The sequence below is a fragment of the Thermoanaerobacter mathranii subsp. mathranii str. A3 genome, assembly GCF_000092965.1.
GTDB lineage: Bacteria > Bacillota > Thermoanaerobacteria > Thermoanaerobacterales > Thermoanaerobacteraceae > Thermoanaerobacter > Thermoanaerobacter thermocopriae.
Genome location: NC_014209.1, coordinates 2,202,413 through 2,220,946, shown reverse-complemented (window position 1 = coordinate 2,220,946; position 18,534 = coordinate 2,202,413). Strand labels below are relative to the sequence as shown.

Sequence of the window (18,534 nt, the reverse complement as noted above, 5' to 3'; positions counted from 1 at the left end):
ATATGAAAACTTTGGTCTTTGATATATTCGGGGACTATGGGCATTTCAGAAAATATTACACCACATCTTCACCGCTTACTTTTTCCTTTCCACCGCCTTCAACTGTCAAGGGCATGTTGGGGGCAATAGCGGGGATTGATAAAAAAGAATATCTAAAAGTTTTTTCAAGCTCAAACTGTAATATTGCCGTAAGAATATTAAACCCTGTCAAAAAAATTAGGATGGGATTGAATTTGATAAACACGAAAGGTAATTTCTGGATACCTTATAAAATGAAAAATCACGAGGCAAGAACGCAAGTTAGGGCGGAATTTGTGAAAGATGCGGCTTATAGGATTTATTTTGCGCATAAAGATAATGACTTGTTTGAGGATGTGATAGATAAAATAAAAAATCACAAAAATGTTTATACTTTGTCTCTGGGATTAAGTGAAATGTTAGCAGATTATAAGTTTGTAGGAATATATGATTCACACGAAGTGAAGTATGTAGAAGTAGATATTTTATCAGTACTGCCGTTTGAATTTATTGTGGAGGACAAAATTTATTTTGAAAAGGGTAAAAAATATTTTAAAGAAAAGATACCCATGGATATGAATGAAGATAGGGTTGTTTTAAGCTACCAAGATGTGTTATATGAAGCAAATGGGCAGAGCATAAAATGCCATGTAATGAAATGTTGGGAGGTTAATGGCGAACATGTCATCTTTTTCTGAATTATACTCCCATCCTGACAAATTTTTAGAAGATCATCTTATCAATACTTCTAAGATAATTAGAAATTACGTTTATGAAAAAAATGTGGAAATAATAGATAAAGATACTTTTTTAAAAACAGTTACTATAATTTCTTTATGCCATGACTTTGGAAAAGCGACAAATTATTTTCAGAAATATTTGTTTACTGAAAACGAGATAGAGAGAAATAAATTAAAAACAATGGAAGAAACGCATCATTCTTTATTGTCTGCAGTTGTAGCTTTTTATTTGATTAAAAATGAGATAAATACTCAAGACAGGAAGGGAATATTACTCCCTTTTATAGCTTTTTTAATTGTTAAAAATCACCATGGAGATTTAAAAGATATTTTTAATGAAGTTATATTAGATGAGAAAGAGTTAAAAATACTTAAAAGGCAGCTTAACAGTATAGATGATGAAAAATTACAAATATTAAACAAAAACCTTAAAAATGCGGGCTTAAATAAAGATTTAACCAAATCATTAATAAACGAGTATATTGATAATATTAATTCTGAATTGCGAAAGGTTAAAAGAGAATTAAGAAAGCTTAAAGAAGAACAAGATATTTCCATTTATTTATTATTAAACTTTTTGTTTTCTTTGCTTATTGATGCCGATAAAACAGAAGTGGTCGTTGGAATCGACAATATAAAACGACCAGAAATAAAATTTGAGGACCAGTTTGTAAAAGCGTATAAAGCTTCTTTTTGTGGTGAAGAAAATAAAATTAATTTATTAAGGGAAGAAGCTTATAAAGAAGCAGTAGAGAGAGAAATAAATATTGGACAGAGGATAATGTCTATTAATCTTCCTACGGGCCTTGGTAAAACATTGACTACAATTGCTTTTTCAATGAAATTATGGGATATATTATACAAACACACTGGTGTAAAATATAGAATTATTTATTCTTTGCCATTTTTAAGTATTCTAGACCAAAATTCTAGTGTAATTGAAGAGTTGTTAAAATATAATGGGATTTATCCGAGTACAGAAATAATATTGAAACATCACCATTTGTCGGATGTAAAGTATACTAAAAGTAATAGTGAATTTGAAGATGAACAAGCTAAAATATTGATAGAAGGTTGGAATTCAGAAATAATAATAACTACTTTTGTTCAATTTTTTCATACTTTAGTATCTGAAAAAAATAGGACTTTAAGGAAGTTCCACAGGTTATCAAATTCTATAATTATACTAGATGAAGTTCAATCAATACCATTTAAATATTGGCTGTTAATAAAAGAACTTTTAAAAGCTGTTGCAGAAGAATTGAATTCCTATATAATTTTTGTAACTGCTACTCAACCTTTAATATTCAAAGAAGAAGAAATTTACCCGTTAGTGGACAAAAATAAATATTTTGCTCAGATGGAGAGGGTAGAGATTATTCCAAAATTGGATTGTGATATTACTTTAGAAAAACTAAGTGAGATGTTCGATTTAAGCGATGGTAGAAGCTATCTTTTTATATTAAATACTATAAAATCTGCTCAGCAATTTTACAGTATATTAAAAACTAAAGTACTTAATGATGAAATAATTTACATATCAACTCATATAACCCCTTTGGAAAGAATGGAAAGAATAGAAAAAATAAAAAAAGGAAAAATAAAGTTTGCAGTAACAACTCAATTAGTAGAAGCAGGAGTAGACATTGATTTTGATGTTGTTGTAAGAGATATAGCGCCGCTTGATTCCATTAACCAATCAGCAGGAAGGTGCAATAGAAACTGGAATGGAAAAGGAAAGGTTTATATTGTATCGCTGATAGATGAAAAAGGTCAAAGATATTCAAGATATATCTATGATAGAATATTGCTTGATATAACAAGGGAAATACTGAGTAAATATGACATTGTAAGAGAGCAGGAACTTTTAAAAATTATAGAAAAATATTATCACGAAGTATCAGAAAGAATGTCCTCAAGTGAAGCAAAAAAACTTTTAGATGCAATATACGCATTAAAATATGATAGCGACGATGGGGATATGTGTATTTCCAAATTTAAACTAATTGAAGATGACTATTATAAAGTAGATGCGTTTATCGAATTGAATGAAGAGGCCAAAGAATTGTGGCAAAAATATGTGGGACTTAAAGACATAAAAAATCTATTTGAAAGGAGAAATATTTTTAATCGCTTTAAAGCTGATTTCTATAAATATGTAATATCAATACCCGCAACAGCTGAAAACATGCCTCCTGATATATGGGGTTTCAAGTATGTAAATTATGACAGTTTAAATGAATATTATGACAAAGAAACAGGTTTTATTGCAAAAGGAGTTATAGGTATATGGTAATAAAAAATGTCGTCGATCCTTAGTAGCGCAAAAATGCCTGGGGATCGACGACATTTTTTATTTTTTGGTTTTCAGATTGTAGTTGATTTTATCGAACAATATGATATAATAAAGTCAAGATACTTGACAATAAATTAAAAAGTTATAAAACTTACATGCACTATTTATGCACGTTATAATGGGTTTTTAGCCTACCTATAAGGAATTGAAACCCTAATGTAACTTAATTCCAAACTTATAAAACCCTGTTTTTAGCCTACCTATAAGGAATTGAAACAGCTCACTGTTGATCTCTTTACGCCGTGCCATGATTGTTTTTAGCCTACCTATAAGGAATTGAAACTTATTATCTCCTTTCTCTACTTCTTTTTTCTTTATGCCTGTTTTTAGCCTACCTATAAGGAATTGAAACAAAGTTAGTTTAGAAGGCTCTACAAATAAATTGCCTTCGTTTTTAGCCTACCTATAAGGAATTGAAACACATTTTTTCCTCTTCAGGATTAGAAATGAAAGCCAGCGTTTTTAGCCTACCTATAAGGAATTGAAACAAGTATGCGTATGGGATTGTGTATTGCTGTAACTCCGTTTTTAGCCTACCTATAAGGAATTGAAACAGTTCTTGTCTGACAACAAAATAGTCATTTGTTTCTAGTTTTTAGCCTACCTATAAGGAATTGAAACTACAAATCCTTTTTTGGATCAGTCTATACAAGTATCTGCGTTTTTAGCCTACCTATAAGGAATTGAAACTTGGATCTTTCAAATCAGACAGGAATAAGCGTAAACGTTTTTAGCCTACCTATAAGGAATTGAAACCAATATTCCCCACTTGAATGGTGATAACACGGTGTAAAGTTTTTAGCCTACCTATAAGGAATTGAAACGAGTTGACATCAGTGACGACCCCGACACCAGTTGGGGTTTTTAGCCTACCTATAAGGAATTGAAACAATATAAGACATTCATTCTACTAGCCTTAGAAACAGTTTTTAGCCTACCTATAAGGAATTGAAACTTTGAAAGAAAGGTGGTGAGAAAGTGAAGCAGAAGCGAGTTTTTAGCCTACCTATAAGGAATTGAAACGGTTTTGATTTATGATTGTTTCGCTTGCCATTCTCGGTTTTTAGCCTACCTATAAGGAATTGAAACAGCACTTGCTGTCCGAAGTTATTGAGGATGAACCTTTGTTTTTAGCCTACCTATAAGGAATTGAAACCAAAGAAAAGTTTACTCGCACCCTTATCCCGCATCCAGTTTTTAGCTTACCTATAAGGAATTGAAACTGCCTCAGCCTGTTGTAGATGTAGAACAGGATACATCAGGTTTTTAGCTTACCTATAAGGAATTGAAACTTTTTAAAGATTTTTATCTTTTTCGTTTGCAAAATGGTTTTTAGCTTACCTATAAGGAATTGAAACTTAGCTTTTAAACATGCCGTACGATGGCAACTCATTGTTTTTAGCTTACCTATAAGGAATTGAAACCAGCGCTTGAAAGTGATAGAGACGAGGACATAGAAACGTTTTTAGCTTACCTATAAGGAATTGAAACTTGAACCGCTCTCTAGAGAAAGGTCCAATCCATTCCTCGTTTTTAGCCTACCTATAAGGAATTGAAACTTGTAACCAAAGTCCAAGCCATAGTAGATAGTATTGGTTTTTAGCCTACCTATAAGGAATTGAAACTGTAAAAGCAGCTGCTTTACATACTATTTAAAAAAACGTTTTTAGCCTACCTATCCTGAAAATAGTGTCTCTCAAAAAGGCAACAAAAAACTAAACCCATACCGATGTAAAAATATGGGATAAATATAGAACTAAATGGATATAGCTACATAAATAAAATATAAAAAAGTTAAGACGCTGCAGATTCGACCGTGACCTTAAGACCTAAAGACTCTAGCTTTTTTACAGATTGACGAATAATCATATTACGCTTTTTCTCTTCATAATAAGTAGGACCTAATTCAATATAAGGTTGCTTTCGTTTGAGAATATGATAAACTATAATTAAAATGCTATGTGCCACTGCAACTGCTGCACGGTTTGCTCCTCTTCGAGCAGCGATGCGGTGGTACTGACTTGAGAGATAAGTATCTTTTGCTCTTGAGGCAACTAAGAACACAAATGGGCAGCAGAGGGGAACTATTCCATATTCGTGCCGATTTCGGCTATGTGGGAATAAACTAAATCCATGAAAGAACCAACTCCTTTTTTAAAATTTGAACGATAGCGACTGTAAAATTGAAGAGCTGGTGCAACAACCATAAGGGGTTATTCTATCCTGCGTGCTTCCCGTAAAGGGGATGGTATTTTCATCCTTTGATGGTGCCATAGTTACGGCATAGAGGGCTATATATGCCTGATGAGTAAGAATCTGTCTGACAGTAGCATTTGACCAGTTCTTGACGTATTCACCTTTTTGGCCTCTCTTTCCTCTGACTCCGACACGAACTCCACGGACAGCGGAAGGAGGAAGGATACCCATCTTCGTTAACTTATCAGCGATAGCTTCTATTCCCAGTGGCTTTCATGTTTCGTCACCGTAGACGTACCAATGATAAATCAGCCTGACAATTCTTGCCTCTTCCTCATTAATCTCGAACTCTCCGGTCACTGGTTTTTTTCTGTAACCGTATAAGATATGACCGCTCGGAAACTGTCCCAGCCGTGTCTTTTGGTACTTTCCCATCTTCATCTTTTCGGTAATCATTTCTCTCTCCAGTTGCGCGAACACTGCGATGATTTGCATGACCGCTTTACCGATAGGTGTGGTAGTATCAAACTGTTCCTGTATGCTGGTAAAACCTATCCCGTTCTTCTCAAAAGCATCATCGAGGAGGTAAAAGGTATCTTTTAAGTTACGGCTCAATCTGTCAAAAGTTTCCAGACAACTACCACATCGAACTTTCCAAAGTGAATGTCTTCGAGTAATTGCTGTAAATCAGGTCTCTCCATAGAAGCACCGCTGTAGCCGTCATTCCGGTAAATCCTTACAAGTTCACACCCCTGAAGTTCACAATATTTCTTGATTGCTTGTGCCTGAGCTTCAAGAGAGTAGCCGTGCTGAGTCTGTTCTTCTGTACTTACCCTAATGTACCCTACTGCCTTAGTCACAGTGGGACACCCTCTTCCACTGGTTGCTCTTTAGCCTTCTGCTGGAGCATGTGGAAAATAGCTAGTCCAGCGCAGTAGAGAGCAACGTCTTCTTGTCTGATGAACCAGCGGTCAATTCCGTCAACACCTCGTTTCTTGATACAGTTTCTTATCTCGAAGGAGATTAACAACCGCAATAGGCGATATTCCGAGAATTTCAGCTGCTTCATTGGTAGTAAGTAGCTCGTTCACCAGATTTCACCTCCTATGTTATTATTATAGGATGTATGTTAGGAACTTAAAAGAGGGCTTCCAAAATTGTCTACAATATTCTACAGCCAATTTTGGTAAAGAAATCCCATATCTATTACCATCATATTCACGGGATGGACAAGTTATTCACCCTTTCATCAAACCGAAAGATTTTTTGACGAAAGGTGTCTGAAAAAGACGATGAGTTCCTTGCCAGTATATGGAACTATTTTAACCCACCATTCGTCTTATTAAATAGACAGGTTGAGGGAGGTGAGGGTTCCGCGCTCTTTGACGAAAACTAAATACTTTGGCGTTAAAGGCAAACCCATTGAAAAATGGGGACGTAAAGCTACAGGGTCTAAGGTGCCCACAGGCACTATGACAGCCTGGCTGCCGCTGCTCTAGAAGTCTAAGACCTGCCCTCTGCCAAGGTGTGGTAGGTCTTTTTGTCTCTGTGGAGGTGACAAAACTTGCAAAGAAAACCGAAACTCCGAGAACTGATTGCTCTAGCGAAGAGTGGTAATGAAGAAGCTATGACCCAGGTTGTTAAACGCTTCATTCCAATCGTCAAGAAATACAGCCGTCAGCTAGGATACGAGGAGGCCTGCTTCGATTTGATGACTTGGATAATAGAAGCCGTTTACCGCTACCAGCCCAATACCACGTGGGGTAGGGATGAGCTAAACCGGTACTTCTCCCGTAAAAGCGACTATCAGAAATAACTCAAGAATTTTTTTTGGTAGGGGGGTATTAAAACGCCCCCCTATTTTCTCTTTATGTAGTAGAGGGCAGGTTAGACAAGCTGGAAGGAGGTGGACAATGATGGCTCCCTACACCTGACATCTACGACGACGTTGAAGAAGCCCGGATTATGGCCTGGTTTTTAACCGGCCTACGCCACGAAGCTATCAGGCTAGCGAAGAAGCATAAGCGGCTACGGGAGCACGAACTACTAATCCTTAACAACCTACTCAGTCAAGAAGCCGAAGATGAGATGACAGAGATGCTCGATACCGTAGCCGGCACAGATGACATTTTGGCCGAAGTAGAGGACTCTGTATTCCTTCAGGAAGCCCTCACGGTGCTGACGCCACAGCAGCAAAAAGTCATTACGGCAACGGTCCTGGAGGGACGTACAGAGCGGGAGGTAGCTGAACAGTTGGGAATATCACAACCGGTCGTACACCGATTGAAAGAGCGAGCGTTGAACAGGTTAAGGAAACATTTTGTCCTGGACGAGCCCACCGCCAAGTAGAGCCTCATCCAGGACGGACAACCCCATACCCGAAGGCAGGGAGTTGTTAGACTATTTTATCTCCTCCTTGTCTCGGTGTAAAGAAAAATTATTTGAGGAGGAGACATGTGATGGCAAATCAAGCAACGTGGTATGTAGATACAAATGGAGATGGCGTTGTCCTTGTGAACAACTATGGGGTAATTAGGTTCAAGGTCTCCGCTGGAGGTTTAACCCTGGACAGAGAGCGGAGATAACTGCTGACCGTCTCAATACAATTTTCGCAGATGCCAAGAGAGATCTTGATTTTATTACTCCAGCATGGATAGGTAGCGACTACGTGGTTGCATCTGCGCATGTTCGTCGAGGAGACGGCCAAGTTACCTTCAAAAGTTACCCAAATACAATATACGAAGACCTTTATGATACAAATCTAAACTCTATTTGTACTGTTACCGCCGCAGACGCGACCGCATATGGTATGACACCTGCAGCATTAGCGTTGAGTTGGGCGAGAAATATAAGAGGTGCACTTCAGAGTAGCGACTTGAACTGTCTAGGAGAGCCAGTTAAGTCTTCCAGGCAACTCGTTGTTCCCTCACAAAGTTACTCTGGAAATAAGAATGTAACTGCTACGTATTATGGTGCAGGAGAACAGCTCTTAAACCCTTATACAAGTAATGGTGAAATATTCCATACGTGCGATCTTACTATTGCATCCGGACTTTCCGATTTACCGCGTAACTGTTGGGTTAAGGTAACATATAGTGGGAAAAGCGTTATAGCAAGAGTAAATGATACAGCCCCTGCTAACACAATCGATTTGACATATGGCGGTGTTGCAAAAGCTTTGGGATTTCCTGGTAGTGGGACGGTTAACATTTCAGCGCCTTAGTTAATAACTAAATAGTCTTATGCGCAGGGAGACACATAAGTCTCCCTGCGCGCTTTGGCAAAACTTACGGCCACATTTTTACAACCCTTGTTAGTTCTTTACCTTTAGTATCTGTAAAAAAGAAGGTAGACATTTTCTCGCCATATCCGCTGTCTTCTTGTGGAAGGTCAGTAACCGCTGGTTCAACTGCAACGAAATCATAACCGGCGTCTTGAGGTTGGACATAGACTATTACGTTTTGTCCTTTTACTGTAATTCCAATGATAGAGCTATACACAGTAAGAATACCTAGGCTACCTTCAGGAGCAGCAATATTTGACGATACACGTTCCAGTTTATCTATACCTAGAGTGTCAAAGATCTTACTCCCTTCGCTGTTACCAGTTATAACATAGAAATTTTGGTTATATAGATCACGCAATTCCGGAAGTTCCTGGTATGGTGGCTTTGTTGTCTTTCGCCAGTCCTTTGAGAAAGCAATCCTGGTAAAAAGAATAGGCCTTTCTACGACTGAAGTTAACTTAATAACCCTATTATTGCTCCACTGGACATCAGCACCCAGCGCTTCAGCAACCCACCTAATGGGGACCATTGTCCTGCCGTTAATCAGTTGCGGTGGAACATCTGGCTTAATTTCCTGGCCGTTAACAAATAGCTTAATAGGGTTATCAGCGAAAGCTATAGTGGTAAAGATACCGACTAATAAAACAGCACCTACAATAATTATCCATTTCTTCTTCACTAGTAAGACCTCCCTAAAAATTGTTTCTCCATAAAATATAGACGCACAACCCTGCTATTTTGTTCCGCTTCCCGCAAAATCTTTGACACCCTTACCGAGGTCACCTCCTCGGTATTACGTTAGCCCTTAACGCGTCCCACATTTCACCGGTCACCAGACCTAACCGCAGCTGAAGCACTTGAAAACTTTGACTCGCTGTATTATGATTTGTGGGAGGGAGATGTAATTCAATATGGTGACCCCTATAACAATAATTACCCTTATCATACTCAAGTAGTACATGACTGGGGTTACAATGCAAATATAGGTAGAGTTGATTTATTTATGGCACAACATACAAGGGATGAAAAGAACATCTCCCTATACCAATACTTAAGTTCCTTTAGGGACCCTGACAAAAGATACATCTACATTTATGAAATAAAAGACAGTTATTAAATAAACGTGTTAACTCCACAATAAAAGATGGTGGGTTAATGACCCACCATCTTCTAATTTCCATAGGACACTATAAACCACCTAGACTCCCTTTCCTTAGCAAGGACAAAGTACCATTCAATTTCCCCCCGCTCTGCTATTTCAGCTAGCTGCGTATTGGACAAATCATATCCTGAATTGAGCGTTAAGCGATGCTTAACCTTAAAATATTCTACCTCGGTAAACTCCTTTTCACTATCTCTTAGCCAATCCGGGGGATTAAGTAACTTGGTTATCTGTAGGACTTCCCATTGCTTAATTTCTGGATAATCGCTATTAGTCTTAGCATATTCATGATAGAGCGTAGCGTTAACGACTTCTTTGCAGTGATTACTATGCCCCCAAAAGAAGGCCTGAATAACTTCTTCTGGCGATGCAGATTTTAAACTTTCCAAAATGGTTTCCGCATTTTGTAGACCATCCTTCGATGTTGGCTGCTCTTCAGCTTTGCTTTCCTCAACGTTGCTATTGAACGGTTCTTGGCTACATCCGAATAAAATTAATGAAAGTGTGGCGGCAATTAGAAATAATAAAATGCTCAATTTAACCCTTTTCCTCACTGGCAAAACCTCCCTCAAGAATTTTTTCTCCAAAAAGTATAGACGCCCAAACCGACTATTTTGTTCCGCTGCTCGCAGAAAAATCTACAACAACTCTGCCAAAGTCACCTCCGTGGTATTACGGTAGACCTCAATGTGTCCCACATTTCACCGGTCACCAGACCTAACCGCCAGATGGCGATACCGTCAAGGCCGTATCGCTTGGCGATGCCCACTTTGATTAGAATGCTCTCCGGTGTTTCCGAGGAAGCAGAAATTCCAAGCACTAGCTTTTCCGGCGGAACAGAAGCCCTAGCTATCTCCATCGCTTGAGTGACAAGGCTTACCGGCTCTGGCTTAGAACCATAGTCGTAGGCCATGATGATAATCCGGTCAGCCAATTCTCCGTCTGGCCTCTGCCAGCCAGTCCTGCTCTTCGTCAAAAGGTTGCCCTCTTTGTCCAGACTATACCGGCCTAACGCCAGTTCGCCTACCACATCGGTATTTCCTCTGTCCGTTTCCGGGTAAGGTTTCCCAAAGATGTTAGTCCAACTGCTGGTCTTGCTGTCGCCCAAGGCGTAGAACCCAATTACCGTCATCTCTTTGGGTGGGGAGGTAATTCTCACCCCGTTAATCGAGTTGTCCCAATTCACCTGGCAGTCAAAGGCTTCGCTGGACCGGAGCGGTATTAGTGTTCTCACACCCAGAATTTGCGGGGGAACGTCCAACAAGATAGGAGAGTCATTGCGGTGAGCGGTCTTGTTGCCAATCTGGAGCCGGATAGAAGTTTTCCCGTCCGTAGCACTTATCGTTTGAGTAGTACCGTCCCAGTCGACCTTCACGTTTAACGCCTCAGCTATGGCTCGGAAGGGAACCAATGTCCGACCGTTCTGTATGATTGGTAGTACATCAAAGACAACCGGCAGCCCGTCAATCAGGACGGGAATTTTCTGCTGTTCTTGAGCGAAGGCCGGCAGCACCAACGTACCGGCCATCATAACTACAGAAATGATCGTGATAAAGAGTAACCGCTTCATTTTTAGCCTCCTGCAAAGGTAGTGTCGAATATCATCTCATTAACAAGAACCATGTAATTTCTTCGCCAATAAAACTGGCACTCCTTGCCTCTCTCACAGAATTTCTTGACGAATAATCATATTACGCTTTTTCTCTTCATAATAAGTAGGACCTAATTCAATATATGGTTGCTTTCGCTTGAGAATATGATAAACTATAATTAAAATGCTATGTGCCACTGCAACTGCTGCACGTTTTGCTCCTCTTCGAGCAGCGATGCGGTGGTACTGACTTGAAAGATAGGTATCTTTTGCTCTTGAGGCAGCTAAGAACACAAATGGGCAGCAGAAGGGAACTGTTCCATATTCGTGCCGATTTCGGCTATGTGGGAATAAACTAAATCCATGAAAGAACCAACTCTGATGGTGCCGCAGTTACGGCATAGAGGTCTATAAGGAATTGAGATTCTATCTGTGTTATTGATTAGTCTATACCTATTGGTCTTTAGCTTACTTAATAAGGATTGAAACTAAAAATAAAAGGTAAAAATGTTTGAATATATTTTTAAGTCAACAATTGAATTTTTTGACTATTCATATTACTAAACAAAGTGGCTGAATAATTAAAAAGGAGTGGCTTATTTATGTTGAAGCGTATATTACTTATAAGTCCAATCCAAAGCTTTCTTACAAACAAGCCTTAAGCTTTAGCTGCTTTCTATTAAAAATCTTTTACAAGGCCTAGTGAAGTTTTGCGATGAATAGTTTAAAAAAATTTTGGATGTTTTTGATAAAGGTGATACCATGGAATTTGAAGTTACAGGGGCATTAATGCAAAGTTATACCATTTGTAAAAGGCAGGTTTGGCTTATGGCACATCAAATAGTGCCTGACCAAGAACATCCTTATATTGAAATAGGTAGGCTCATTGATGAAAATTCTTATCAAAGAGATAGAAAAAAGATTCACTTTGAAAATGTGGTATTAGACCTTGTGAGAATAGAAAAAGATAATATTTTAATTGGTGAGGTAAAGAAAAGTTCAAAAGCAGCTGAAAGTGCGAAAATGCAACTTTTATTTTATCTTTATAAGTTAAAACAAAGCGGAATATCAGCAAAGGGGCAACTTTTCTTTCCAGAAGAGCGAAAAAGAGAAATAGTTGAACTAACGCCAGAACTTGAGGATAAAATAATTGAGGCAATAAATGAGATAAAAGAAATTGCTTTACATGAATTACCTCCTGCTTTTTTAAAAATACCTTATTGTAAAAATTGTGGGTATAAGGAGTTTTGTATGTCATGAAAAAGACAATTTACATTTTTTCAGATGGGGAATTGAAGAGAAAGGACAACACTTTGTTTTTTGAAGGAGAAAATGGAAGAAAATTTATACCTGTTGAAAATACTTGTGAAATAATGATTTTTGGAGAGGTAACCCTTAACAAAAGATTTCTTGAGTTTTTAACCCAATCTGAGATTATACTTCATTTCTTTAATCATTATGGATATTATGTAGGTTCTTATTATCCAAGAGAACATTTAAACTCAGGTTATATGATATTAAAACAAGCTGAACACTATAATGATGAAAGTAAAAGGCTTTATCTTGCACAAAAATTTGTAGAAGGGGCTTATAAGAATATAAGGCAGGTTTTAAAATATTATTCAAATAGAGGTAAAAATTTGGAAGATGCTATTTATTCCATAGAAAAATTAGGTGAGAGTGTCGATTCAACTTCTACAATAAACGAATTAATGGCAATAGAAGGAAACATTAGGGAATATTACTATAGGACTTTTGATGAGATAATTCAAAATCCCGATTTTAAATTTGATTTTAGAAGCAAAAGACCGCCTCAGAATTTTTTAAATACTTTAATAAGTTTTGGAAATTCTTTAATGTATACGGTAGCTTTAGGCGAGATATACAAAACCCATTTAGACCCCAGAATAGGTTTTTTGCATGCTACTAATTTCAGGCGTTTTTCTTTAAATCTAGATGTTTCAGAGATTTTTAAACCTATTATTGTAGACAGGACGATATTTACTTTGCTTAGCAAAAAAATGGTGACTAAAGAAGACTTTGAAGAAGATGCAGAAGGATTGTTGCTTAAAGAAAAAGGGAAAAAAGTATTTGTGCAGGAATTTGAAGATAAGCTTGCTACAACCATTAAACACAGAACTCTTTCTCACAATGTTTCTTATAGGAGACTTATAAGGTTAGAGTTGTATAAGTTGGAAAAACACTTGATTGAGGAGGAGCAGTACAAGCCTTTTATTGCACAATGGTAAATTTAGGTGATAGGATATGTTTTTAATTTTAGTATACGATGTGAACGAGAAAAGGGTCAATAAGGTTTTAAAGACTTGCAGGAAATATTTACATTGGGTTCAAAATTCGGTTCTTGAAGGAGAAATTTCTGAAGCAAATTATAAAAAACTCAAATTAGAATTAGGAAGAATAATAGACAAAGAAGAGGATTCAGTTATTTTTTATATTTTGCGGACTACCAAATATTCTGAAAGAGAAATCCTTGGGCTTAGAAAAGGTGGAGAAGATATAATTATATAAGAAATCCAAAAATTCCACAAAGAAGGAATCATCTATTTGCCGACTTTGATAGTACCATGAGAGAGGAGTTATTTTCCTCTTATATTTTTAAGTTATCAACTTATCCACAAATAAATGTGAATATGTTGATAACTTGGTGTTGAAAGTCTCTTAGCTAGAGCATGGGAAATTTTTAGATTATGAAAAATTTGCACACAGATCAAATGTGAATAACTGCTTTTCGCTTTAAAAAGAAAATTTCTTCACTTGCCCTAGAAAAATTGTTATAATTAATTGCGATGGTAAAAGAAAGGGGGATACCCGCAATGCGGGTATATGGACTATGAAATTTTGCTCTTTAAGGTCAGGAAGTAGTGGAAATGCTATTTACATCAATCATAAAGATGTACATATACTTATTGATGCGGGTTTAAGCGGCAGAACAATTGAAAGAGCGTTACTTAACATAGGCGTAAACCCTAAAAGCCTGTCTGCTATTCTTATTACTCATGAGCACAAAGACCATATTAAAGGGGCAGGAGTGCTTTCAAGGAGATACAATATACCTATATATGCCAATAAAGCTACGTGGGGTGCGATGGAAAAAGACATAAAAGAAATTTCCGAAAAAAACAAACTCTATTTCACAACCGGGGAAGAATTTGAAATTGGAGAAATAAAAATAATACCCTTTAAAAAGCCCCACGATGCTGTGGAGCCGGTAGGTTTTTCCTTTAAATGCGGAGACAAAAAAATTTCCATTGCTACTGATTTAGGGTACATGACAAGAGGAGTTGCAAATCATCTTATAGGTTCTGATGTAGTACTTTTAGAATCAAATCATGATATACAAATGCTTATTAATGGTTCATATCCTTGGCCTCTTAAAAAAAGGATTTTATCTAATTTAGGACATCTTTCTAATGATGCAGCTGCAGACACTTTGATGAAACTTTTTAAAATGAAAGCAATAGGTATAGCTTTTTTAGGCCATTTAAGCCAAAATAATAACAGACCAGAACTTGCCTTTACTACTGTAACGAATATACTTAAAAAATCAGGAGTAAAGTTTGAAGTTCGCCTGGCTTTAAGAAATATTGAAAGTGATTTGGTAGAAATATAAAAAATGCGGCAAAGTTTTGGGCTTTTGCCGCATTTTTTATTGATATTCTTTTAATTTGGCTAATATACTGTGATATCTCCCATAACCAAAATAAATAAAAAGCCCTATTACAAACCATACAATAAATCTAATCCATGTTTGCCAGGAAAGAGATAACATAAGCAAAAGGATGAAAAAAATGGCCAAAATAGGTGTCAATGGTACACCTGGAGCTTTAAATTTTCTTGGCAATTCGGGTTGCTTGTATCTCAATACTATAACAGCAGCAGAAGTTATTATAAGAGCAAACATAGTACCCATATTTACAAGCTCTGCAATTATGTCTATTGGCAAAAATCCCGCTGCCAGAGTTGTTACAATCATTATGAGATATATAGAGAAAGCGGGTGTTCTAAATTTTGGATGAACTTTTGAAAAAGTGGGTGGAAGCAATCCATCACGAGATATAGCAAAGATTATTCTTGTAGCACCATAAAACATAACTAATAGCACGGTGGTAATAGCTATTATAGCACCTAAAGAAACAAGCCCTTGTGCCCAGTTTAAACCTATCAAACCTAAAGCTTTTGCAACAGGAGCTGTATCTTTTAACTCTCCATATGAAACAACACCTGTCAAAATTGCTGAAACAGCAATGTATAAAAGAGTACTTATTCCGAGGGAACCCAAAATTCCAATAGGCATATCTTTCGCTGGATTTTTTGTTTCTTCAGCAGCAGTAGAAACTGCATCAAAGCCCATATATGCAAAAAAAACAATTGCAGCACCTTTAAAAACACCTTTCCAACCATAAGGCATAAAAGGTTGCCAATTAACTGGCCTTACATGGGATATGCCAACAAAAATAAAGAAAAGCACCACAAACACTTTAAAGGCAACCCCGATATTATTAATAGTTGCTGTTTCTTTTGCACCGATGTAATTTAAAATGGCGATAATAATAAGGATTCCTATTGCTGGAATATTAATAAGTCCTCCTGAGCCTTGCAAGGAAGAATGAGTAGCCCAACCGGGAATATTTACTCCTAGGCTTGAAAGAAGATTGGTAAAATAACTGGACCAGCCCAAAGCTATTGCAGGAAGTGCAAGGACGTACTCAAGTATTAAATCCCATCCAATTATCCACGCAATAAATTCTCCCATTGCGATATATGCATAATTATAAGTGGAACCTGCAATTGGGAACATTGATGCTAATTCTGCGTAAGAAATTGCAGCGAAAGCACAAGCCAGTCCTGCTAAAATAAAAGAAAGAACAATTGAAGGGCCAGATTTTTCAGCAGCGGCGACACCAGCAAGAACGAATATACCTGTACCTATAATTGCTCCCAATCCTAATGCGACAAGGTCAACTGCTGTCAATGACTTTTTAAGTTTATATTGTTCACTTTCTGCATCAGCTAATATCATTTCTAAAGTTTTCCTTCTAAAAAATTCCTTTGAATGTGTCACTAAATTACCTCCTTATAGCAATTAATTATTAAATTAAATTTTTCAATCAGAAACCTCATACCTTCTTTTCCAGTATAAAAACAAAAGTATTTATCACTTTATTATGATGATATATTATTACGCTATTGTATTAAAGCAAAATAATACTACATTTAACTTTTTAAAATACTAGTTAAAAATACAAAGCAAATAAAAATATCTTAAAGAACCGTTTTAAAAAAATGAGAGAAGCACGTAATTTTATAAACAATTATAGAGTATATATCTATTTTCTGTCAATGGCTTTTTTCTAGTAAACGTGACCTCCTATTGATTTTTATAATTTAATGTGATAAAATGTATATCATATATGGAATATTGTCTATTCAAAAAGAACAATAGGAGGTGAAATTGTGGGGGAAGATAGTAAACTTTATATAATAAGAGAGGAAATCCTTTCGGATTCTCTTAAAAAAACTTTAAAAGTAAAAGAATTATTAGAATCAGGTAAAGTGAGAACTATCAATGAAGCAGTAAAACAAGTAGGTATTTCTCGAAGTGCTTTTTACAAGTATAGAGATTATGTCTTTCCCTTTTCTAAATTTAGCAAAGGGAAAATCATAACTTTATCTATGCTGTTAGACCATATGCCAGGTGTGCTTTCTTCTATTTTGGATGTGGTAGCAAAAGCAAGGGGCAATGTTGTCACCATAAATCAAAGTATGCCTTCTATGGGTGTAGCCAATGTGACAATTTCTGTTGACACCCAGTACATGGAAATGAGCTTAGAAAATTTTCTTGAAAAATTGTCTAGTCAAAACGGAGTTAGGAAGATAGAAATTTTGGGAGAATGAGAGGGATTGAGAATGAAAATAGGACTAATGGGGCTTGGCACAGTTGGAACAGGCGTAGTTCATTTAATAAACCAAAACGGTAAAAACATTGAAAAAAAGTTGGGGGAAAAAATTGAGATAAAGAAGATACTTGTAAAAGACCCTAATAAAAAAAGGACATCCTTTGCAGAAGGGAAAATAACTTTTGATGCAAACGACATTTTAGAAGATGAAGAAATAGATGTAGTGGTTGAGGTGATGGGGAAAGAACATCCTGCTTTGGAATATATCATAAAAGCCCTTAAGAAAGGCAAGCATGTCGTCACTGCTAACAAAGAAGTTATAGCAGTTCACGGGAAAGAGCTAATAAAACTTGCAACTGAAAATAAAGTAAATCTTCTCTATGAGGCATCAGTTGGTGGAGGCATTCCAATTATCAGGCCATTAAAACAATGTCTTGCGGCGAATAAAATATACGAAATCAAAGGAATATTAAATGGAACTACAAATTATATATTGACAGAAATGAAAGAAAAAGGTTTAGACTTTGAAGAAGCTTTAAAAGAGGCTCAGCAAAAAGGTTATGCAGAAGCAGACCCCACAGATGACGTGGAAGGTTTCGATGCGGCAAGAAAACTTGCTATACTCTGCACTTTAGCATTTAACAAATTCATTTTGCCTGAAAAAATTTACACAAAAGGTATAAAGTCCATTTCTAAATCTGACATAAAATATGCCGAAGAATTGGGGTACCATGTAAAACTCATAGCTTATGCAAAAATTGACGAAAACGAGCGATTAGAAGCATGGGTACATCCTGTTATGATAAAAAAAGACAATCCTTTAAGCAGCGTAAATGGAGTCTTTAACGCTATTTTAGTTGACGGAAATGCGGTAGGTGAAGTCATGTTTTATGGGCAAGGAGCGGGTATGATGCCTACTGCTAGTGCGGTTGTTGCAGACATAATGGATGTGAAAAACCACATTGTAATTCAAAATGGCTGCGAGGATGCGGACCTTCTTCCTGTTGTGGATACTGCATCCAAATATTATATAAGACTCATAGCCATTGATAAACCTGGTGTAATGAGCAAAATTACTGGAATATTAGGAGACAAAGGGATAAGTCTTTTATCGGTGGTGCAAAAAGGGGTTTTGAAAGATACTGCAGAGATTGTTTTGATTACTCATATTGCGAATACAGGGAAGGTGTTTGAAGCTTTAGATGAAATACAAAACATGAAAGAAGTAGAAAGCATAGAAAGCGTCATAAGAGTAGAGGAGGAATAA

20 protein-coding genes, 2 pseudogenes, 1 CRISPR repeat array and 1 riboswitch are annotated in these 18,534 nt (G+C 36.7%); of the genes and pseudogenes, 12 read left to right on the top strand and 10 right to left on the bottom strand.

Going from position 1 to position 18,534, the window contains the following annotated elements:
- Nucleotides 1-2 precede the first annotated feature (2 nt).
- Nucleotides 3-716 carry a type I-B CRISPR-associated protein Cas5b gene (cas5b, locus tag TMATH_RS10975; RefSeq protein WP_013150996.1) on the top strand — a complete coding sequence of 238 codons (714 nt, stop codon included), beginning with the start codon at nucleotides 3-5 and terminating at the stop codon, nucleotides 714-716.
- Nucleotides 700-3,054, top strand: coding sequence for a CRISPR-associated helicase/endonuclease Cas3 (locus TMATH_RS10970; protein WP_013150995.1), 2,355 nt, complete (start codon nucleotides 700-702; stop codon nucleotides 3,052-3,054). The genes cas5b and TMATH_RS10970 overlap by 17 nt, the downstream gene beginning before the upstream one ends.
- A 182-nt stretch (nucleotides 3,055-3,236) precedes the next feature.
- Nucleotides 3,237-4,739: a CRISPR direct-repeat array (repeat unit 30 nt; unit sequence GTTTTTAGCCTACCTATAAGGAATTGAAAC).
- A gap of 169 nt (nucleotides 4,740-4,908) precedes the next feature.
- Here TMATH_RS10970 and TMATH_RS11780 read toward each other — a convergent pair.
- The 5 genes and pseudogenes from TMATH_RS11780 to TMATH_RS12085 all read right to left on the bottom strand — a co-directional run.
- A pseudogene (locus TMATH_RS11780) lies at nucleotides 4,909-5,228 on the bottom strand (IS110 family transposase); the annotation flags it as partial.
- A 40-nt stretch (nucleotides 5,229-5,268) separates the two neighbouring features.
- On the bottom strand, nucleotides 5,269-5,562 hold the full coding sequence (locus TMATH_RS12530) for a hypothetical protein (protein ID WP_408643082.1): 294 nt from the start codon (nucleotides 5,560-5,562) through the stop codon (nucleotides 5,269-5,271).
- A gap of 21 nt (nucleotides 5,563-5,583) precedes the next feature.
- Nucleotides 5,584-5,925, bottom strand: a complete 342-nt coding sequence (locus TMATH_RS12395; protein ID WP_049766027.1) for a recombinase family protein — start codon at nucleotides 5,923-5,925, stop codon at nucleotides 5,584-5,586.
- Nucleotides 5,922-6,170, bottom strand: coding sequence for a recombinase family protein (locus TMATH_RS12390; protein ID WP_049766026.1), 249 nt, complete (start codon nucleotides 6,168-6,170; stop codon nucleotides 5,922-5,924). Before TMATH_RS12390 ends, TMATH_RS12395 begins: the two co-directional genes overlap by 4 nt.
- Nucleotides 6,171-6,290: 120 nt before the next feature.
- Entirely contained in the window at nucleotides 6,291-6,401 is a 111-nt protein-coding gene (locus TMATH_RS12085; RefSeq protein WP_198002291.1) for a helix-turn-helix domain-containing protein, read from the bottom strand.
- A 311-nt stretch (nucleotides 6,402-6,712) separates the two neighbouring features.
- A riboswitch (cyclic di-GMP riboswitch) is annotated at nucleotides 6,713-6,802 on the top strand.
- 72 nt (nucleotides 6,803-6,874) lie between these two features.
- Here TMATH_RS12085 and TMATH_RS10955 point away from each other — a divergent pair.
- The 4 genes from TMATH_RS10955 (at nucleotide 6,875) to TMATH_RS11485 (ending at nucleotide 8,533) form a co-directional block, all read left to right on the top strand.
- Nucleotides 6,875-7,126: a helix-turn-helix domain-containing protein gene (locus tag TMATH_RS10955; RefSeq protein WP_049766025.1), complete on the top strand. Its 252-nt coding sequence runs from the start codon at nucleotides 6,875-6,877 to the stop codon at nucleotides 7,124-7,126.
- 149 nt (nucleotides 7,127-7,275) lie between these two features.
- Complete coding sequence (locus TMATH_RS10950) at nucleotides 7,276-7,659, top strand: RNA polymerase sigma factor (protein ID WP_049766024.1); 384 nt, start codon at nucleotides 7,276-7,278, stop codon at nucleotides 7,657-7,659.
- A gap of 110 nt (nucleotides 7,660-7,769) precedes the next feature.
- Nucleotides 7,770-7,895, top strand: coding sequence for a hypothetical protein (locus TMATH_RS12385; protein WP_013150994.1), 126 nt, complete (start codon nucleotides 7,770-7,772; stop codon nucleotides 7,893-7,895).
- Nucleotides 7,896-7,978: 83 nt separating this feature from the next.
- Nucleotides 7,979-8,533 (top strand): septal ring lytic transglycosylase RlpA family protein, encoded by a 555-nt coding sequence (locus TMATH_RS11485; protein WP_013150993.1) that lies wholly within the window; start codon nucleotides 7,979-7,981, stop codon nucleotides 8,531-8,533.
- A gap of 64 nt (nucleotides 8,534-8,597) precedes the next feature.
- Here TMATH_RS11485 and TMATH_RS11480 read toward each other — a convergent pair whose 3' ends face one another.
- The 4 genes and pseudogenes from TMATH_RS11480 to TMATH_RS12525 form a co-directional block, all read right to left on the bottom strand.
- Entirely contained in the window at nucleotides 8,598-9,275 is a 678-nt protein-coding gene (locus tag TMATH_RS11480; protein ID WP_013150992.1) for a copper amine oxidase N-terminal domain-containing protein, read from the bottom strand.
- A 491-nt stretch (nucleotides 9,276-9,766) separates the two neighbouring features.
- The gene (locus TMATH_RS10935; RefSeq protein ID WP_013150991.1) at nucleotides 9,767-10,312 is read right to left on the bottom strand and encodes a hypothetical protein; all 546 of its coding nucleotides are present in this window, start codon (nucleotides 10,310-10,312) and stop codon (nucleotides 9,767-9,769) included.
- Between the two features lie 104 nt (nucleotides 10,313-10,416).
- On the bottom strand, nucleotides 10,417-11,328 hold the full coding sequence (locus TMATH_RS10930; protein ID WP_013150990.1) for a stalk domain-containing protein: 912 nt from the start codon (nucleotides 11,326-11,328) through the stop codon (nucleotides 10,417-10,419).
- Between the two features lie 93 nt (nucleotides 11,329-11,421).
- Nucleotides 11,422-11,693: pseudogene (locus TMATH_RS12525) on the bottom strand (IS110 family transposase); the annotation flags it as partial.
- A gap of 418 nt (nucleotides 11,694-12,111) precedes the next feature.
- On the opposite strand from TMATH_RS12525, the gene cas4 reads away from it, so the two are divergent.
- The 4 genes from cas4 (at nucleotide 12,112) to TMATH_RS10910 (ending at nucleotide 14,980) form a co-directional block, all read left to right on the top strand.
- On the top strand, nucleotides 12,112-12,609 hold the full coding sequence (cas4, locus tag TMATH_RS10925; protein WP_012996176.1) for a CRISPR-associated protein Cas4: 498 nt from the start codon (nucleotides 12,112-12,114) through the stop codon (nucleotides 12,607-12,609).
- The gene (gene cas1b / locus TMATH_RS10920) at nucleotides 12,606-13,598 is read left to right on the top strand and encodes a type I-B CRISPR-associated endonuclease Cas1b (RefSeq protein ID WP_012996175.1); all 993 of its coding nucleotides are present in this window, start codon (nucleotides 12,606-12,608) and stop codon (nucleotides 13,596-13,598) included. Before cas4 ends, cas1b begins: the two co-directional genes overlap by 4 nt.
- A 16-nt stretch (nucleotides 13,599-13,614) precedes the next feature.
- The gene (gene cas2 / locus TMATH_RS10915; protein ID WP_012996174.1) at nucleotides 13,615-13,878 is read left to right on the top strand and encodes a CRISPR-associated endonuclease Cas2; all 264 of its coding nucleotides are present in this window, start codon (nucleotides 13,615-13,617) and stop codon (nucleotides 13,876-13,878) included.
- 322 nt (nucleotides 13,879-14,200) lie between these two features.
- The gene (locus TMATH_RS10910) at nucleotides 14,201-14,980 is read left to right on the top strand and encodes an MBL fold metallo-hydrolase (protein ID WP_013150989.1); all 780 of its coding nucleotides are present in this window, start codon (nucleotides 14,201-14,203) and stop codon (nucleotides 14,978-14,980) included.
- A 36-nt stretch (nucleotides 14,981-15,016) separates the two neighbouring features.
- Here TMATH_RS10910 and TMATH_RS10905 read toward each other — a convergent pair whose 3' ends face one another.
- Nucleotides 15,017-16,432, bottom strand: a complete 1,416-nt coding sequence (locus TMATH_RS10905) for an amino acid permease (RefSeq protein WP_013150988.1) — start codon at nucleotides 16,430-16,432, stop codon at nucleotides 15,017-15,019.
- A 392-nt stretch (nucleotides 16,433-16,824) separates the two neighbouring features.
- On the opposite strand from TMATH_RS10905, the gene TMATH_RS10900 reads away from it, so the two are divergent.
- Both TMATH_RS10900 and TMATH_RS10895 read left to right on the top strand, forming a co-directional pair.
- Nucleotides 16,825-17,265 (top strand): ACT domain-containing protein, encoded by a 441-nt coding sequence (locus TMATH_RS10900; protein WP_012996171.1) that lies wholly within the window; start codon nucleotides 16,825-16,827, stop codon nucleotides 17,263-17,265.
- A gap of 12 nt (nucleotides 17,266-17,277) precedes the next feature.
- On the top strand, nucleotides 17,278-18,534 hold the full coding sequence (locus TMATH_RS10895) for a homoserine dehydrogenase (protein ID WP_013150987.1): 1,257 nt from the start codon (nucleotides 17,278-17,280) through the stop codon (nucleotides 18,532-18,534).

Coding starts and splice junctions, on each gene's coding strand:
- cas1b (WP_012996175.1), top strand. CDS start 12,606: ATGAAAAAGACAATTTACATTTTTTCAGATGGGGAATTGAAGAGAAAG.
- TMATH_RS10910 (WP_013150989.1), top strand. CDS start 14,201: ATGAAATTTTGCTCTTTAAGGTCAGGAAGTAGTGGAAATGCTATTTAC.
- TMATH_RS10970 (WP_013150995.1), top strand. CDS start 700: ATGTCATCTTTTTCTGAATTATACTCCCATCCTGACAAATTTTTAGAA.
- cas4 (WP_012996176.1), top strand. CDS start 12,112: ATGGAATTTGAAGTTACAGGGGCATTAATGCAAAGTTATACCATTTGT.
- cas2 (WP_012996174.1), top strand. CDS start 13,615: ATGTTTTTAATTTTAGTATACGATGTGAACGAGAAAAGGGTCAATAAG.
- TMATH_RS12385 (WP_013150994.1), top strand. CDS start 7,770: ATGGCAAATCAAGCAACGTGGTATGTAGATACAAATGGAGATGGCGTT.
- TMATH_RS10930 (WP_013150990.1), bottom strand. CDS start 11,328: ATGAAGCGGTTACTCTTTATCACGATCATTTCTGTAGTTATGATGGCC.
- TMATH_RS10895 (WP_013150987.1), top strand. CDS start 17,278: ATGAAAATAGGACTAATGGGGCTTGGCACAGTTGGAACAGGCGTAGTT.
- cas5b (WP_013150996.1), top strand. CDS start 3: ATGAAAACTTTGGTCTTTGATATATTCGGGGACTATGGGCATTTCAGA.
- TMATH_RS10950 (WP_049766024.1), top strand. CDS start 7,276: ATGGCCTGGTTTTTAACCGGCCTACGCCACGAAGCTATCAGGCTAGCG.